Consider the following 16,551-nt stretch of genomic DNA (forward strand, 5'->3'; position numbering starts at 1 on the left):
CCGTGCCGGCCCCGCCGCCGTGCCGGCCCCGCCGGTCACCGACGGACGACGGTGAGTGGGTCGAAGGGGTCGCCCGCGGCGTACACGTGGTTGAACAGCCCGACGCCGGCCTCGGTGAGCCGGACGTCGACGCCCTCCCAGCCGTCCGGGGTGAGGGCCAGGCGCAGGGTGACCAGGTCGAGCCGGGGACCGGTGCCGTCCTCGGTCAGCGGGTTGTCGACCGAGAGCACGGCCGGCTCCTGCCTCGCGAGCTCCTGCCTCGCGAGCTCCGGCCCGGCGAGCTCCGGCCCGGCCGCGCCCATGGTGATCCGCGGGCGGGCCAGCCGGACGAACAGCAGCCCTCCGTGGCCCCCGAGCCGCAGGTCTCCCCTGAACGCGAGCACCTGGTCGGAGGTCCGGCCCGGGTCCGCCGGGTAGACCACCAACTGCGGGTCGTCCATGGTCAGCGTCGCGCCCTCCGAGACCGAGGCCCGGCCGTCGCGTAGCCCGGCCACGTACCGGAAGAAGCTGGCGCGCAGGCTCCAGCGCAGCTCGTACACGAGACGTACCGATCAGGCGCCGGCGGYGGGCCGGACGAGGTCGTCCAGGTGCAGCGCCGAGACGATGTCCCGCTTGATCACCTTGCCGCTCGGCGTGCGCGGCAGCGCGATGTCGGAGACGGCGATGCGCGCCGGGACCTTGAAGGCCGCCAGCCGCTGGGCCGCGAACCCGCGCAGCTCCTCGGCCCCCACGCCACTGCCGGGGCGTACCCGCACCACGGCGACGAGCTCCTCGCCCAGGGTCGGGTGCGGCGCGCCGAGGGCCGCGGCCTCGACCACGTCGGGGTGCGCCGTGAGCACGGCCTCGACCTGGGCGCACTGGATGTTCTCGCCACCGCGGATCACGGTGTCCTTGAGCCGGCCGACGATGTAGATCAGCCCGGCGGCGTCGACCCTGCCGAGGTCACCGGTCCGGAACCAGCCACCGCGCAGCTCGTCGGCGTCGGGCATGCCCAGATAGCCGGTGACCACCTGCGGGCCGCGGATGGCGATCTCACCCTCCTGGCCCACGCCGAGCCGCTCGCCGTTCTCGCCCAGGATCGCCACCTCGGCGGTCGGGAGCGGCCGGCCGACGCTGTCGGGGTGCTCGGCGAGGTCCGCGGCGGAGATCGAGACGACGCCGGAGGTGGTCTCGGTCAGCCCGTAGCCGGTGCGCGGCGTGACCTGGTCGCCGAACCGCTCGGCCATGGCGGCGATGACCTTGGTGGGGGCGGCTGACCCGCCCATCCCGAGGATGCGCAGGCTGCCGAGGTCGTGGGCGGTGGCCGCCGCGGCCTCGAGGAAGGTCTGGATGACGAACGGCGGACCGGCCAGCTCGTTGGCCTGCTCGGCCTCGACGAGCCGGGCCGCCTCCTGGGCGTCCCACTTGTACATCAGCACCAGGGTGTGCCCGGAGTAGGACGCCGTGTAGAGCGTGTTGAGCCCGGCGACGTGGAAGAACGGGAAGGTGACCACCTTCGTGGACGGCGCCGGCGGAAGGATCTCGTGTGGTCCCTCAAGGGTCGCGGGCACGATGCGCACCGCCCGGATGTACTTGTTGAGCAGCGACGCGGTGTGGTTCCGATGTGTGTGCATCGCCCCCTTCGGCTTGGCGGTGGTGCCGGAGGAGAACATGATCGTCGACGGGTCGTCGGGCGACACGTCGGCCTCGGGCGGGCCGGAGACCTGGCCGACGCCCGCCACGAGCGCGTCGAAGCCGACGACCTCGCCACGGGCCGCCGGGGTCTGTTCGCACCGCACGGCGACGACCGTGCGCACGCCCATCGCCGCCAGGTCGACCTCGGCGAGCAGGGCGATCCGCTCCCGGTCCGCGACCAGCACGACCGGCCCGGAGTCGGACATGACCTCGACGAGCTCGTCGGTCCGCAGCCAGCCGTTGTACGGCACGGCCACGGCGCCGAGCAGCTGCGTCGCCCAGAACGAGAAGGCGAACTCGGGGTAGTTGCGCATCGCGATCCCGACGCGGTCGCCCTTGCCGACGCCGAGGCCCCGCAGGGCGTGGGCGAGGGCGACAACCGTGTACCACTGGTCCTGATAGGTCCATCGCCGGTCCTGGAAGACGAGCGCGGTCCGGTCGGCGTGGGCGGCGGTGGCGAGGAACGCGTCCCGCATGGTGCGCGGGTCCCGGTCGAACACCTCCAGGGCGCCGCCGCCGAGATCGACCTCCACCAGCGGGAACGCCCCGCCGGGCGCGGTCAGGATCCGGAGCCGGGACGCCTCGTCCAGGGGCATGACGCCCTACCTTTCGCACAGCCTCCGCGCGGCGCGGGCGCCCTTGGCGGAACGCCTGCGATGATGTTTCATCATAACAACATAAGTTGAACTTCGTTGGGAGGTGTGGAGCGTGGACGTGACCACCCGGCAGGGCGCCTTCCGAGGGGCGCCGACGAGCCATGGCTGGGCGTTCAAGGGAATCCCGTACGCGGCCGCGCCCGTCGGCGCGGCCCGCTTCGCCGCCCCCGGGCCACCGGAGCCACACCAGGGCGTGGCCGACGCCACCGCCTACGGGCCGACCGTCTCGACCCCGCCGCAGCGGTCGCCCGTCATGGACGCGCTGCTGCCCGACCCACACCGCCCCGGCGACAACGGGCTCAACCTGAACGTCTGGACCCCGGATGTCACGGGGCGGGCACCGGTACTCGTCTTCATCCACGGCGGCGGGTTCGCCACGGGCGCGGGCTCGACGACCGCGTTCGACGGCACGGCCTTCGCGCGCGACGGCGTGGTCGCCGTGACCATCAACTACCGGCTCGCGGCGGAGGGCTTCGGGCTCTTCCCCGACGCGCCCCCCAACCGCGGGCTGCTCGACATGATCGCCGCGCTGGAATGGGTCAGGGCGGACATCGCGGCCTTCGGCGGCGACCCGGGCCGGGTCACGGTCTGCGGGGAGTCGGCCGGCGCGATGGCGGTGTGCACCCTGCTCGCCATGCCGCGGGCGCGCGGCCTCTTCCGCCGGGCCATCTCGCAGAGCGGCACCGCGCACCACGTGCACACCGCCGAGCGCGGCCGGCTGGTGACCGCCGAGCTGGCCACCGAGCTGGGCGTGGAACCGACGGCCGCCGCGATCGCGCGAGTACCGGTCGACAAGCTGCACGCCGCGAGCAACCTCGTCATGAACCGGCTGACGTCCGGCCAGGACCCGCGGTTCTCGGAGTTCACCCGGCTGACCTTCCAGCCGGTCGTCGACGGCGACATCCTGCCCGAGCACCCGTTCGCGGCCGTGGCCGCCGGCGCGAGTCCCGACGTCGACCTGCTGATCGGCGCGAACGCCGAGGAGTACGGGCTGTTCGTCGCCCCCACCGGGATGTGGGACAAGCTGACCGACGAGGCGCTGGTGGCCACGACCGCCCGGATCCACGCCGACCCGGAGGCGATGATCTCGGCGTACCGGTCGCGGCGGCCCGGCGCGAGCCCGGCCGAGCTGTTCGTCGCGATCCAGTCCGACTGGTTCTGCGTCGCGCCCACCGAGCGGCTGGTCGCCGCGCGCCGTGACGCCGGGAACCCGGTGCACGCCTACCAGTTCGCCTGGCGGCCCCCGACACACGACGCCAGGGTCGGCGCCTGCCACACCCTCGAGGTCCCGTTCGTCTTCGACACCCTCGACGACCCGTGGGGCATCGAGCTGCGCGGGCCGGCCGCGCCGCGGGCGCTCGCCGACGAGGTGCACGCGGCCTGGGTGGCCTTCGTCCGCGACGGGGATCCCGGCTGGCCGGGCTACGGCGCCCAGGGATGCGCGCGTCGCCTGGACGTGCCCAGCACGACGGTGACCGACCCGTGGGCCGAGGCCCGTGAGTCGTGGTCGGGCCGGCCCTTTTGATGCCACAAGCAGTTTGTAGTGCTGCTATGGTGCGGTCACCATGACAGCGCCTCTGGTCCTCGACGCCCAGATCCACGTGTGGAAGGCGTCCACCCCGGCCCGGCCCTGGCCGGCCGACGCCATCGAGCCGCAGCGACCCGAGCCGCTCGAGGTCCCGGAGGTCCGGGCCGAGATGGCCAGGGCCGGCGTCTGTGGGGCGCTGCTGCTCGGCCCGACCTGGGAGGGGTCACGCAACGACTACGTGCTCGGGTCGGCGGCCGCCGACCCGAGCCGTTTCGGCGCGATCTGCCGCTGGGCCACGGGTGACCCGGCCCAGGCCGAGAGGCTGGCGGACTGGCGCGGGATCGCCGGGATGCGCGCGATCCGCATGTCACTCAACCGTGGGGATGTCGCCGGCACCCTGGCCGCCGCGCGCGGCAGCGGATTCTTCGCCGCCGCCGAGCGGTACGGCGTCCCGCTGAGCGTCTACGCCCCCGGCCGCCACGACCTCTACCGCGACTTGGCGCGGGAGTACCCCGGCCTCCGGATCGCCGTCGACCACGCCGCGGTCGAGACCTCCGACCGCCCGCTGGCAGAGGCGGTGGCACCGCTGGCGCGGCTGGCGGCGTACGCGAACATCGCGGTCAAGGCGTCGGCGCTGCCCTGTTTCCTCGACCTCGGGGCCGAGGGACCGCCGTACCCGTCGATCACCGAGGCGGTCTACCGCCTCGTCGAGGCGTTCGGGGCCGACCGCGTCTTCTTCGGCTCCGACCTGTCCCGGCTACCGGTGCCCTACGGCGATCTGGTCGACGTCTTCGTCCATCACCTTCCCGAGCTGGACGGCGACGAGCGGGCGTTGGTGTGTGGCCGAGCCCTGGCCGCCTGGTTGCGCTGGACCGAGCCGCTCGAGCGGCTCGACGCGACGGGCACCGGCGTCCAGGCCCGTCGTGGCTGAGCTGGTCCGCGCCGAGGCGCGCGGCCCGGTGCTGCTCGTCACCCTGGACCGGCCGGAGAAGCGCAACGCCGTCAACGAGGAGATGACCCTCGCGCTCGACGCCGCCTTCGACCGGCTCGACGACGACCCCGGCCTGCGCGTCGGGGTGCTCGCCGCGCAGGGCCCGTTCTTCTGCGCCGGCACCGATCTCAGGACAGGCGCCGGGCCGCACACGAAGCGCGGCGGGATGTACGGCGTCATCAAGCGGCGCCGGACCAAGCCGCTGGTCGCGGCGGTCGGCGGACCGGCGCTGGGCGGGGGCTTCGAGCTGGTGCTGGCCGCCGACCTCGTGGTGGCGGCACGCACCGCCTGGTTCGCGCTGCCCGAGACCACGCGCGGGCGTGTGCCCGCGGCCGGGGGGCTGTTCCGGGCACCGGACCGGCTCCCGCGCAACGTGGCCCTCGAACTGATGCTGACCGCCGGTCGCATCGAGGCCGAGCGGGCCCACCGGCTCGGCCTGGTCAACCGCCTGGTCGACGCGGACGAGGTGCTGCCCAGCGCGCTCGCGCTCGCGCTCGCGACCTGTGTGAGCGCGCCCGAGGCCGTCGCCCAGCTGTTCGCCGGGCTGCGGGCGGTCTCCGACGGCGCCGACGAGGTCGGGTGGCGGTCGACGCACGAGGCGATGACCACGCTGCGCGGGTCCGGCGACCGCGCCGAGGGGAACGCCGCCTTCGAGGAGCGCCGCGCCCCGCGCTGGGTCCCGGACGACGCCGTGCGCCGGGTCGTGCTGGGGGAGCCGCGGACACGGCGGACCGAATGAGGCGGACCGAACGAGACGGGTCGGATGAGGGAGGCCGGATGAGGGAGCAGCGCCGCGGCCGGTCGATCGCGATGAGCCCTGAGGAGGTGGACGCCTTCCTCGCGGGGGAGCGGGTCTGCCGGGTCGCGACGACCGGCGCCGACGGGCACCCGCACGTCGTGCCGCTGTGGTTCGTGTGGGACGGATCGGCGCTGTGGCTGAACTCCATCGTCCGCAGCCGGCGCTGGACCAACCTGCGGCGCGACCCTCGCGTCTGCGTGGTGGTCGACGCCGGTGTGGAGTTCGACGAGCTGCGCGGGGTCGAGCTCGCCGGTTCGGTGGAGGTGGCCTCGGAGGTGCCTCGAACGGCCGAGCACCGGCCGGAGCTCGCCGATGCCGAGCGTCGCTACGCCGAGAAGTACGCCGGCGTCCCCGTGTTCGTCGCCGACGGGAGRCACGCCTGGCTGCGCCTGGTGCCGACCCGGCTGGTCAGCTGGGACTTCCGGAAGAACCCGGCGCTGCGGCCGCGCCGGGCCGCCACGTAGAGCCTCGCGGCAAAGAGGGCGAGGCAGATGGTTGACGCCGCGCCTCTCGTCGAGCACTATTGCACAACCATTAGAGGCTGTCTTGCCCATTTATAGAGGACAAGACGAAGCCGACAGCAGTCTGGTCGACGCCCGTGCGTCGCCAGCTGACCCGAGGTAGGCCGTGGACACCTTCCTGCCCTTCATCGTCGCCGGTCTGGTGACCGGCTCGGTCCTGGGCCTCGCCGGCACCGGCCTGGTTCTGACCTACAAGACGTCCGGCATCTTCAACATCGGACACGGAGCGATCGCCGCGGCCGCCGCGTTCGTGTTCTACTGGCTGCACATCGATCATGGGTTGAGCTGGTGGTTAGCCGGCCTGATCGCGGTGTTCGTGTTCGGGCCGCTGTTCGGCCTGGCGCTGTCGGCGATGAGCCTGCGACTGAGCAACCAGCGGCCGGCACTCAAGGTCGTGGCGACCGTGGGCCTCGTGCTGCTGGTCCAGGGGCTGGCCACGGTCAAGTACGGCTTCAACTCCCTGCGTCCGCAGCCCTTCCTGCCGAAGGCGACCAAGATCGTMCGATTCGGCGGCGTCAACATCACCTACGCCCAGCTGACCATCATCGCGATCTCACTGGTCGCGGTGGCGCTGCTCTACTACTTCTTCCGGGTCAGCCGCACCGGGCTGGCGATGCGCGCGGTGGTCAACGATCCGGACCTGGTCGCCCTGCACGGCACCAGCCCGCGGTCGGTCCAGGGGCTGTCGTGGGGCATCGGCGCGTCCTTCGCCGCCCTGTCCGGGGTACTCATCGCCCCGACGGCGGGCATCGACTCGGTGACCATGACCTTCCTGGTGGTGCAGGCCTTCGGGGCGGCGGCTGTCGGAGCCTTCTCGAACATCCCGCTGACCTACGTCGGCGCCCTGGTCATCGGCGTGTTCTCGAACGTGATCACCAAGTTCGCCATCGACGCCCCGGCCCTGCGCGGCCTCAACACGGCGCTGCCGTTCATCCTGCTGCTGGTCGCGCTCATGGTGATCCCCAAACGCAGGCTTGACCTGCCCTCGCGCTCCGAACAGCCGCCGAAGATCCCCTACCAGGGGCCGGCCGCCACCCGCGTCCTCGCCGGCGTCGTGGTGCTGGCGCTCCTGCTGCTCGGACCCCAGCTGTTCAGCGGCCAGCTGACGTTCCTCACCGTCGGCCTGACCCAGGCGATCGTGCTGTTCTCGCTGGGCCTCCTGGTCCGTACGGCCGGCATGGTCTCGCTGTGCCAGGCGGTCTTCGCCGCCATCGGCGCGGTCACCTTCGCGCAGCTCGCGGACCGCTGGGACCTGCCCTGGGTGATCGGCGTGCTGCTCTCGGCACTGATCGTGGTCCCGGTCGCGGCGCTCCTCGCCCTCCCGGCCATCCGGTTGCAGGGACTGTTCCTCGCCCTGGCCACACTCGGCTTCGGTCTGTCCATGGAGGCCTGGGCCTACCAGAAGGGCTGGTTCTTCGGAACCACCGGCACCGGCCGGCCGATGCCGCGTCCGGGCGGCATGGACTCGGACGAACGCTGGTACTACGTCGTCGTCGCCTTCTTCGTGGTYGGCGCGCTGTTAATGATCGTCGTCCACCGCAGCCGCCTGGGCCGCACGCTGCGCGGCCTGTCGGAGGCRCCGCTCGCCGTCCGCACCCTGGGCCTGAACACGAACCTGCTCAGGCTGATCGTCTTCTGCATCGCCGGCTACTTCGCCGGGATCGGCGGCATCCTCTACGGCAGCACGGTGAACTACGTCGTRCTTGGCGACCAGTACTACGCGGCCTACTACTCCCTGGTCCTCGTCGCCACCCTCGCCCTGATGCCGTTCCGGGAGCCCTGGTACGCCGTCGTCGCCGTCGTCGCCGCCCTCGTCCCGGCGTTCTGGCACAGCCCCAACGCGCAGCCGTGGCTCAACGTGCTGTTCGGCCTTTCCGCGATCATCATCGCGACGCAGGGAGGCGCGGACACGCTTCCGCAGAAGGCCCGCGACTGGATCGACAGGCGGTTCGCGCGGAAGAGGGACACCGGCCCGCTCGTCGCGGTCGAGGCCGACCCGTGGACGATGCCGCCGAACGCCAGCGGTCTTGAGGTCCGCGACCTGACCATCCGGTACGGCGGTCGCACCGCTGTCGACAAGGTGAGCCTCAAGGCCTCGGTCGGCCAGATCACCGGTCTCATCGGGCCCAACGGCGCCGGCAAGACCACGATGTTCAACGCCGCCAGCGGGCTGCTCACGCCGGCCAGCGGGCAGGTGCTGCTCCAGAGCCAGGACGTGACCAGCCTGAACGCCGCCGCCCGCGGCCGCCGCGGACTGGGCCGGACCTTCCAGCTGATGCAGCTCGCCGACTCGCTCACCGTGAGCGAGAACGTCGCGCTCGGCATCGAGTCCGGCATGGCCGGCTCCAATCCGCGTGGTCAGGTCCTGGCCACCCGCGCGGAGCGGCGCGCGACCCTGGAGGCGGCCGAGTACGCCATGGAGCTGTGCGGTATCAGCGACCTGCGCGCCGTGAACGCCGGGCAGCTGTCCACCGGTCAGCGCCGGCTGGTCGAGCTCGCCCGGTGCCTGAGTGGTCCCTTCGACACGCTGCTGCTCGACGAGCCGTCCTCGGGTCTCGACCCGGTCGAGACCGAGAGGTTCGGCGAGACGCTTACCAGGGTCGTAGAGACGCGAGGCTGCGGCATCCTGCTGGTCGAGCACGACATGGCATTGGTGCTGCGCATCTGCGCGGAGATCTATGTTCTCGACTTCGGGAAGCTGCTCTTCCACGGCACTCCGGAGGAGGTCCGCACCAGTCCGGTCGTGCAGGCGGCGTACCTCGGCTCGGAGACCGGGACCCGGTCCGACCTGATCGAGGAAGCGGTCGGATGACATCGAGCATCGCGACGCCCAGTAGCGCGACGTGCAGTAGCGCGGCGCCCAGGACACCCGGCAGGAAGCCCGCCGCCAGGAAGCGCGGTAGGAAGACGGTGCACCAGTGACTGACCAACTCACCCTGGCYGAGGCGGACGGCGCCGCGGCGCCCGTATCCGTGGCACCCGCGCTCGAGCTGCGCAACATCAGCGCCAGCTACGGCAGCACCGCCGTGCTGCGCGACGTGTCGCTCACCGTGGCCCCCGGTTCGGTGACCGCCCTGATCGGCCCCAACGGCGCCGGCAAGACGACGTCGCTGCGGGTGGCGTCCGGCCTGATGCGGCCCAGCGCCGGCGAGGTGTTCGTCGGCGGGACGGACGTGACCAGGGCGTCCGCGGCCCGCCGCGCGAAGGGCGGCATGTGCCACGTGCCCGAGGGCCGCGGCGTGTACCGCAACCTCACCGTGCGCGAGAACCTGCTGATGCAGTCCAACGCGGCCGGGGCCAAGGAGACCATCGAGACCGCCACGTCGGTGTTCCCCCGCCTGGGCGAGCGGCTCTCGCAGAAGGCCGGCACCCTGTCCGGCGGCGAGCAGCAGATGCTGGCGCTCTCGGCGGCGTACGTCGCGAACCCGAAGCTGGTCCTCGTCGACGAGCCCTCGCTCGGCCTCGCGCCCATCATCGTCGACCTGGTCTTCGACTTCCTGAAGACCCTGCGGGAGAAGGACGTCGCCCTGCTCCTGGTGGACCAGTACGCCCTGCGCACCCTGGCCATCGCCGACCACGCCTACGTTCTGCGCCGCGGCGAGATCGTGTACGACGGCCCCGCCAGCGCTCTGCTCCAGGGCAACATGTTCGAGAAGTACATCGGCGAGGGCGCCTGATCCCCTCTCCGCCACCGCACGGCCAGAGTGAGATCGGGACGGGGCGCGGGTGCGGCACGGCGCTGGTGTCCCGGCTGGTCGCGCGGCGCGACCCCAGGGTTGACGGTCTGAGTCGGCGGGTCGACGGCGCTCATGGTCACCGGCCGCGGCGTCGAGCCGGCTCGCGGTCGCCTCGGCGGGGCGGCGTAGGCGTCTGGTGACCTTGACGGGCGAGTTGGTGGCGGTAAGCTGACACGAATATTTCCCGGACGCATCAGCGCGCCCAGGCGAGCGACGTGGGGGCGCCTGGGCGGGCGGGAGCCTGCCGACGTCGAGAAGCAGGAGATCATGGCTACCGTTGACTTCTATTTCGACGTCATGTGCCCGTGGGCCTACCAGACCAGCAAATGGATCAGATCCATTCGTTCCGAGCGGGACGTCGACGTGACCTGGCGGTTCTTCTCGCTGGAGGAGTTCAACCGCGGCGAAGAGAAGAAGCATCCGTGGGAACGCCCGTGGTCGTTCGGGTGGTCCCTGCTGCGGATCGCCGCGTACCTGCGCCGCCAGGGAGAGGGGAATGACGCGGTCGGCGAGTTCTACGCGGTCGCCGGCCGGATGCTCCACGAGGAGGGAAGAGCGGTCCACACCCGGGACGGTGTCGACGCGGTGATCGCCGAGCTCGGGGAAGATCCGGCGACTGTCGAGGAGGCCCTCGGCGACGAGTCCACGAATGACGAGGTGCGGGCGGATCACGCCCGGGCGGTCGAGCTGGGCGTTTTCGGTGTGCCGTCCCTCGTGGTCGACGACGGTGACGTCCTGTTCGGCCCCGTCGTCGCGCCGGCGCCGGTCGGGCCGGCCGCCGGTCGCCTGTGGGACGTGGTGACGGCCTGGACGGAGTTCCCCCACCTCTACGAGATGCAGCGGTCGAAGTCACCCGTGCAGCAGGCGCACATCGCCACCGTCTTCGAGCCCTTCGCGATCGCTCGGGCCACGGGCTCCGCCGCCGCGTCACCCCGGGTGAGGAGCCGTGGGTGACAGCGCGGAAGGGCGCGCGAGGACGCGGCCGACCTATCTGCGTGGAGAACGCGACCTGCTCGACGGATGGCTTGAGTTCCATCGCGCGACGCTGCTGCTGAAATGCGAGGGGATCAGCGACGAGCTGCGCAGGTCCAGACCCGTGGCGTCGTCACTCCTGTCTCTGCACGGGCTCGTCCGTCACCTGGCGGAGACCGAGCGGAACTGGTTCAGCCGGATTCTCGAGGAGAAGCCGGACCTGCCGCGTATCTGGTACGACCCTTCGGTGGACGGCAGCCCGCTGGTTCCGCTGGACGAGGTGGATTGGGACGAGGACCTGGCTACCTACCGGAAACAGTGCGATCACAGCCGCCGGGTGGCCGCGTCCCGCACCCTCGACGACTGCGGCGTGTGGCGGGAGAAACTCGTCTCGATGCGGTCCGTGTACCTGCACATGATCCAGGAGTACGCGCGCCACAACGGCCACGCGGACATCATCAGAGAGCTCCTTGACGGCGTTGTCGGCCTCTAGCGAACCGGCGGCCGGCCGAGCGGCCGGCGCGTCCAGCGCGGCACCTCCACCGGGCGGCCGTTGACGGCGAGTTGCCGGCTACCCAGCGGAAGGGTGACCACCGACAGGTCGACAGCGGGCGCGACAAGCGGTGCCACCGGCGCCAGCCCGGCCGGGACCCGTCTGAAGGCCCTCACCGGACCAGCCGAAGGCGATGGTGCCCGACGCGGCGCCGCGTCCGTCTCGGCCACGGAGACGCCCGAACGTTGGTGAGCCGTAGTTGACGTTGCGTCCAGCGTTCTCGGGCTGACAGGGGTTCGTGCCCGTGCCGTCGGGTATCCGTCGCCTTTGGCGGCGGCGTCGACTTGCCGGAAGTGAGGTCCGGGCGCACGATCTGATGGGTACCGGATCGCCAGCGGTCTCCGGCCGCACCTGTTCCGCCAGCCAACGCGGTTCATACGCGCGTTGACGGAATCCTGCGAATCGTCCTTCTCGCTGGACTTGGCCAGGCAGGTGCCCGAGCGTTTGGGCACCAGTCCGGTGGTGGGTCGACTGGAGGCGCGGGATGGGCGAAACGGTCTTTCCGTTCGACGATCGACGAGATTTTTTCGGCGCGAGCCGTGGGCTGTTGGCGACGTTGGATCCGGGGATTGTCGAGGACGGGCACGGGGCGGTCGTGTGGGACAACGACTCCTACGCCTCCTTTCTGACCGGTGATAGCCCGGAGTCGGTTCACCGCAGTCTTTGGCGGCAGGGTGGGCTGGTCGCGAAGCAGGGCCTTTTCGAGGTCGTTCCGGGTATCTACCAGGTACGTGGGCTGGATTTGTCGAACGTCTCGTTCGTCGAGGGTGACACCGGTGTGATCGTGATCGACCCGCTGCTTTCGGTGGAGACGGCGCGGGCGGCCCTGGGGCTGTACCGGTCCCAGCGGGGGGACCGGCCGGTCACGGCCGTGATCTACACGCACAGCCACGCGGACCACTTCGGCGGGGTGAAGGGCGTCGTGGCCCAGGACGAGGTCGACGCCGGCCGCGTCCCGGTGATCGCGCCGCAGGGCTTCGTCGAGCACGCGATCTCGGAGAACGTCTACGCCGGCACGGCGATGGGCCGCAGGGCCGGGTACATGTACGGGGCCGCTCTCGCGCGCGGTCCGCGGGGTGGGGTGAGCGCCGGGCTGGGGCAGACGACCTCCACCGGGACGGTCAGCCTGATCCCGCCGACGATCGACATCACTCGGTCGGGCCAGGAAATGACCGTGGACGGGGTCCGGCTGGTGTTCCAGCTGGCGCCCGACTCGGAGGCGCCCGCCGAGATGCATTTCCTGCTCCCGGACCGCCGCGCGCTGTGCATCGCCGAGAACGCCACCCACACCTTGCACAACGTGTTGACGTTGCGCGGGGCGCTGGTGCGTGACCCGCGTTCCTGGGCGCGGTACCTGACCGAGGCGATCGAGATGTTCGCCGACCAGGCCGACGTGGTCTTCGCGTCTCATCACTGGCCGACCTGGGGCACGGACAACGTCGTCGAGTTCCTGCGAACCCAACGGGACCTGTACGCCTACCAGCACGACCAGACCGTCCGGCTGATCAACAAGGGCCATACCGGCATCGAGATCGCCGAGATGCTCGAACTGCCTCCCGCGCTGCACCGCGCGTGGCACACGCACGGCTACTACGGCTCGATCAGCCACAATGTCAAGGCCATCTACCAGCGCTACATGGGCTGGTACGACGGAAACCCGGCCCGGCTCTGGCAGCATCCGCCCGAGGAGTCCGCCCGCCGCTATGTGGAGTTCATGGGCGGCGCCGACGCCGTCGTCGAGAAGGCCCAGCGGTCGCTCGACGCCGGCGACCTGCGGTGGGCGGCCCAGGTCCTCGACCATGTCGTGTTCGCCGAGCCCGAGTACAAGGAAGCCCGCGCGCTGCTGGCCGATGTCCTGGAGAGGCTCGGATTCGGCTGCGAGAACGGGACCTGGCGCAACGCCTACCTGTCCGGGGCACGGGAGTTGCGTGAGGGCAACTTCGGCACTCCGACCATGACCAACTCACCCGACGTGGTCGCGCAGCTGCCCCCGGAGATGTTCTTCGGCGGGCTGGCCGTGCAGGTGAACGGCCCGGCGGCGTGGGACCTCGACCTGGCCATGCGCTGGGTCTTCCCCGATCACGGTTCGACCTTCCGCGCCACCCTGGCCAACGGTGTGCTCACCTACGCGCGCGATGGCTCGGGTCCCGTCTCGGTGACCATCACCGTGCCGCGCGCGGCCCTGAGCGCCCTCGCGTCCGGCGACCTCGCCGCCGCCCGCGCGGCCGGGCTGTCCCTCGACGGCGACGAGGGCACGCTGGGGCAGCTGCTGGACGTGCTGGATCCCGGCGATCCCGGGTTCAACATCATCGAACCGTAGGCGATGGCCACGGTCTCCGGACCGGATATCTCGATCCCCAGCTCGCCGGCACCGCCGGGAAGACCGACGTCCAGGGGCTGGGAGGACCGGCCAGCTTATAGCCAGAGGGTCCACGCGCCGCAGGTGACGACGCGCCGGTTCCGCGACGTCGGACGCGACCAGCAGACGTGCCATGCGTACGTCACCTCGCGGGCTGTGCTCGCGCGGAGTCTTCACCAAATGTGGGACCACCCGGCGKGCGACCAGCAAAACCTGCACAGAGGGGTGCGCGGTCACAGTCAAGCGACAATTAAGAATTCGACGCACAAGCCGTCTCATCTTTGATTATCGGCTGATCTCATGGATTCGGGCGAGCTCGCGAGTCCGACCTCCATCGCATTCGACAAATTCCGTGCTGTCAGGTGTGCCGAGCCTCGAGAGGTATCCGCGGAACGCGTCGCTTCGTTCTGTCGTGGCTGACCTCGCGGTCCGCTCGTCGAGCGGCGTTCCGTGCGTGGGTGGCTGGTGGTGCGCGGGGGCGGGCATTGCGCCTGGGTGGAGCTGGTGCGACGGGGGGCGCCCGTTTCGGGTCGAGTGTCGTTGCGGGGCGCTTTCACGGTGAGGCGGCCGCCGCGCGGGCGGGGCCGTCTCGCGTGGGTCAGCGCGCTGGCGATGGGGATCCCGCTGATCGCCGGGCAGCTGACGGGTCGGCTCGATCTGGGGCTGACGGCGACCCTGGGGGCGGTGACGGCGATCTACTACCCGAGGTCGAGCTGGCGCTACCGGGCGCGGGCGCTGCCGGTGGTCGCGGTGGGATCCGCCGCGGCGGGCGCTGTGGGGGCCATGGCCGGGGGGAACCCGTGGCGAACCGCCGTCGCGGTGGCCGCTGTCGCGTTCGTCGCCACCGCGTTGTTCGCGGCCCTGCTCGCGCCGCCGCCCGGCGCGGTGCCGATCGTGGTCGCGTGCGCGGTCGCCACCCAGTTTCCGCCGGGCGCCGCCAACATCGGCACGCGGGCCGGGCTCACGTTGGCAGGCGCCGCCTTCGCCTACTTCCTCACGATGATCTGCGCGCGTCGGGACCAGGCCGGGCCAAGCCGGCACGCCGTCGCCGAGGCGCTGGAGGCGCTCGCGACCCTGGCTGGCACCTGGGGGACGAAACGGACGGAGATGGCGCGTCACGACGCCGAGAGAGAGGTCCGCCGTGCCGAAGTGATCGTCGCCCGCGACCGTCCCGGCGGTCCGCTCGCCGCCATCGCGGCACGGCTGCGGCGCGTCTTCACCCGGATCGTGGACTACGCGACGCTCACGGGACGTCCCCCACCGGCCAGCGTGCCCGGGCGCCTGCGGGACTACGCCGCCGGCGTCCTGAGCGGCCGGTATGACCCGGCCCGAAGATCGTGGGCGCTGGGGTGGGGTAGGGCGCCGCCTGCCCAGCCCGGCGCCGTCGGTGAGGTGGCGCTGGCCACCGCCTGGGCGGGTGCCGCGGCCCGCGCGAACGTGCTGGTCGACCACCTCGACACATCAGGTCACCCGAGGCGACGGGCTTGGGTCTCGGCGCTGACCACGAGGGTGGGGCAGCTCGCCCACCATGACCGGCCGGTGGCGGATCGAGGACAGGAACGTACGTCGTGGGCCTGGCATCGGCTCGCTGTGACGATCGCTGACCTGGCCTGCCCGACAGGCGTGCGGGCGGTCGCGCCGATCATCGCGCCGACCCGGGATCTCCTGGCGGACGGATTGCGGCTCCGGTCTCCGGCGTGGCCCTGGGCTACGCGGTGTGGCGTGGCGACCGCGGCGGCGGCGCTGTTCGCGATCGCCGCCGGTATCGATCGGCCCTACTGGGCCCCGGTGGCCGCCGCCACCGTCCTGGAGGTGCGGACCGCCCGGGTGGCCGGGCAGCGCACCCTGCAGCACGCGGCCGGAACCGTCCTGGGCGCGCTCGCGACCTTCGCGCTGCTGACTGTTCCGTTCCCGGTGTGGTCGTTGATCGTCGTCGCCATGGTCCTACAGGCGGCGATCGAGCTGCTCGGCCCCGCCAATGGTGGGTTCGGAGCGCTCCTGGTCATGCCGTTGACGATGCTCGTAGCTCAGGTCTCCGGCCCGGGCGAGTCGGCGGAGGCGCTGGTCGTGTCCCGGTTCGTCGACACGCTGCTCGGGCTCGTCGTGGGTCTCGTCGCCTCGCTGGTCCTCTGGCCCCGGGTCGCCGCCCGGAGACTGCCGGACGCGCTGGCTGACTGCGTGGGCGCCACCGGCGTTCTCCTGGCCAACCTCCTGACCGAGGCACGCACCGGAAGCACGCCCCCGGCCCTGCGGCCAGTCCTGACGTCGGAGCGCCTTCCGCGGCGCACGGGACAGGATCACCGGCGCGCTCGGAGAGACCGACGGCGGGGGGCGGCCCGTCACCACGTCGAGGCGAGGCTGGAATGGCTCTCGGAGATGCATGTCGAGGCCGACAACGAGCCGGGAGAGACAGCGCGGGCCACCTGGCCCACGGTCGTCGCCGCCCGCCGGCTCGGCTACGTCGTCCTGCTGGAGCCCCTCGGGCTGCGCGACGCGCTGCCCGCCACCGCGGCCTCGCCGGACGGCATCCGTCTGCTGTTCGGCCAGCTCGCCGCCGGGATCCGTGGCGATGGCCCCGCGCCGCCGCGGGAACCGGCGCAGCTGCCACCCTTCCCGCCGCTGCGGCGCGAGTTCGCCGCACTGGTCGACTCCGCCCCAAGCTCCGACTCCGCCCCAAGCCCTGACACACACGATCTGGGTCGCTCGGGAACATCCGGGGCCTGGCGTGAGTGACCGAACAGGGTTGGGCGTGCGGCACCAG

The 16,551-nt window shown here is 71.7% G+C and carries 12 protein-coding genes; 10 read left to right on the top strand and 2 right to left on the bottom strand.

All coding sequences use genetic code 11. The features are described 5' to 3' along the window. Positions 1 to 35: 35 nt before the first annotated feature. A complete protein-coding gene (locus BL253_RS08480; RefSeq protein WP_076815211.1) occupies positions 36 to 539 on the bottom strand; it encodes an HtaA domain-containing protein in 504 nt (167 codons plus the stop codon). 12 nt (positions 540 to 551) lie between these two features. Further along, positions 552 to 2,270, bottom strand: a complete 1,719-nt coding sequence (locus BL253_RS08485) for a class I adenylate-forming enzyme family protein (RefSeq protein ID WP_076815213.1) — start codon at positions 2,268 to 2,270, stop codon at positions 552 to 554. Positions 2,271 to 2,382: 112 nt separating this feature from the next. Here BL253_RS08485 and BL253_RS08490 point away from each other — a divergent pair, with 112 nt between their 5' ends. From BL253_RS08490 to BL253_RS08540, 10 genes are all read left to right on the top strand, one after another. Next, positions 2,383 to 3,855: a carboxylesterase/lipase family protein gene (locus BL253_RS08490; protein ID WP_076815387.1), complete on the top strand. Its 1,473-nt coding sequence runs from the start codon at positions 2,383 to 2,385 to the stop codon at positions 3,853 to 3,855. Positions 3,856 to 3,895: 40 nt separating this feature from the next. Further along, a complete protein-coding gene (locus tag BL253_RS08495) occupies positions 3,896 to 4,789 on the top strand; it encodes an amidohydrolase family protein (RefSeq protein WP_076815215.1) in 894 nt (297 codons plus the stop codon). Continuing rightward, complete coding sequence (locus tag BL253_RS08500) at positions 4,782 to 5,588, top strand: enoyl-CoA hydratase-related protein (protein WP_241834629.1); 807 nt, start codon at positions 4,782 to 4,784, stop codon at positions 5,586 to 5,588. The genes BL253_RS08495 and BL253_RS08500 overlap by 8 nt, the downstream gene beginning before the upstream one ends. A 38-nt stretch (positions 5,589 to 5,626) precedes the next feature. After that, positions 5,627 to 6,112, top strand: coding sequence for a pyridoxamine 5'-phosphate oxidase family protein (locus tag BL253_RS08505; RefSeq protein ID WP_076815217.1), 486 nt, complete (start codon positions 5,627 to 5,629; stop codon positions 6,110 to 6,112). Positions 6,113 to 6,275: 163 nt separating this feature from the next. Further along, positions 6,276 to 8,981: a branched-chain amino acid ABC transporter permease/ATP-binding protein gene (locus BL253_RS08510; RefSeq protein WP_076815219.1), complete on the top strand. Its 2,706-nt coding sequence runs from the start codon at positions 6,276 to 6,278 to the stop codon at positions 8,979 to 8,981. Between the two features lie 106 nt (positions 8,982 to 9,087). Beyond that, positions 9,088 to 9,846: an ABC transporter ATP-binding protein gene (locus tag BL253_RS08515; protein WP_241834630.1), complete on the top strand. Its 759-nt coding sequence runs from the start codon at positions 9,088 to 9,090 to the stop codon at positions 9,844 to 9,846. 327 nt (positions 9,847 to 10,173) lie between these two features. Next, positions 10,174 to 10,860, top strand: coding sequence for a mycothiol-dependent nitroreductase Rv2466c family protein (locus BL253_RS08520; RefSeq protein ID WP_076815221.1), 687 nt, complete (start codon positions 10,174 to 10,176; stop codon positions 10,858 to 10,860). Further along, on the top strand, positions 10,853 to 11,371 hold the full coding sequence (locus BL253_RS08525) for a DinB family protein (protein WP_076815223.1): 519 nt from the start codon (positions 10,853 to 10,855) through the stop codon (positions 11,369 to 11,371). The genes BL253_RS08520 and BL253_RS08525 overlap by 8 nt, the downstream gene beginning before the upstream one ends. Positions 11,372 to 11,915: 544 nt before the next feature. Next, positions 11,916 to 13,751 (top strand): alkyl/aryl-sulfatase, encoded by a 1,836-nt coding sequence (locus tag BL253_RS08535; RefSeq protein ID WP_076815227.1) that lies wholly within the window; start codon positions 11,916 to 11,918, stop codon positions 13,749 to 13,751. Positions 13,752 to 14,402: 651 nt separating this feature from the next. Next, positions 14,403 to 16,523: an FUSC family protein gene (locus BL253_RS08540; protein WP_131831467.1), complete on the top strand. Its 2,121-nt coding sequence runs from the start codon at positions 14,403 to 14,405 to the stop codon at positions 16,521 to 16,523. Positions 16,524 to 16,551: the final 28 nt, after the last annotated feature.

The sequence above is a fragment of the Pseudofrankia asymbiotica genome (genome assembly GCF_001983105.1).
GTDB classification, from domain to species: domain Bacteria; phylum Actinomycetota; class Actinomycetes; order Frankiales; family Frankiaceae; genus Pseudofrankia; species Pseudofrankia asymbiotica.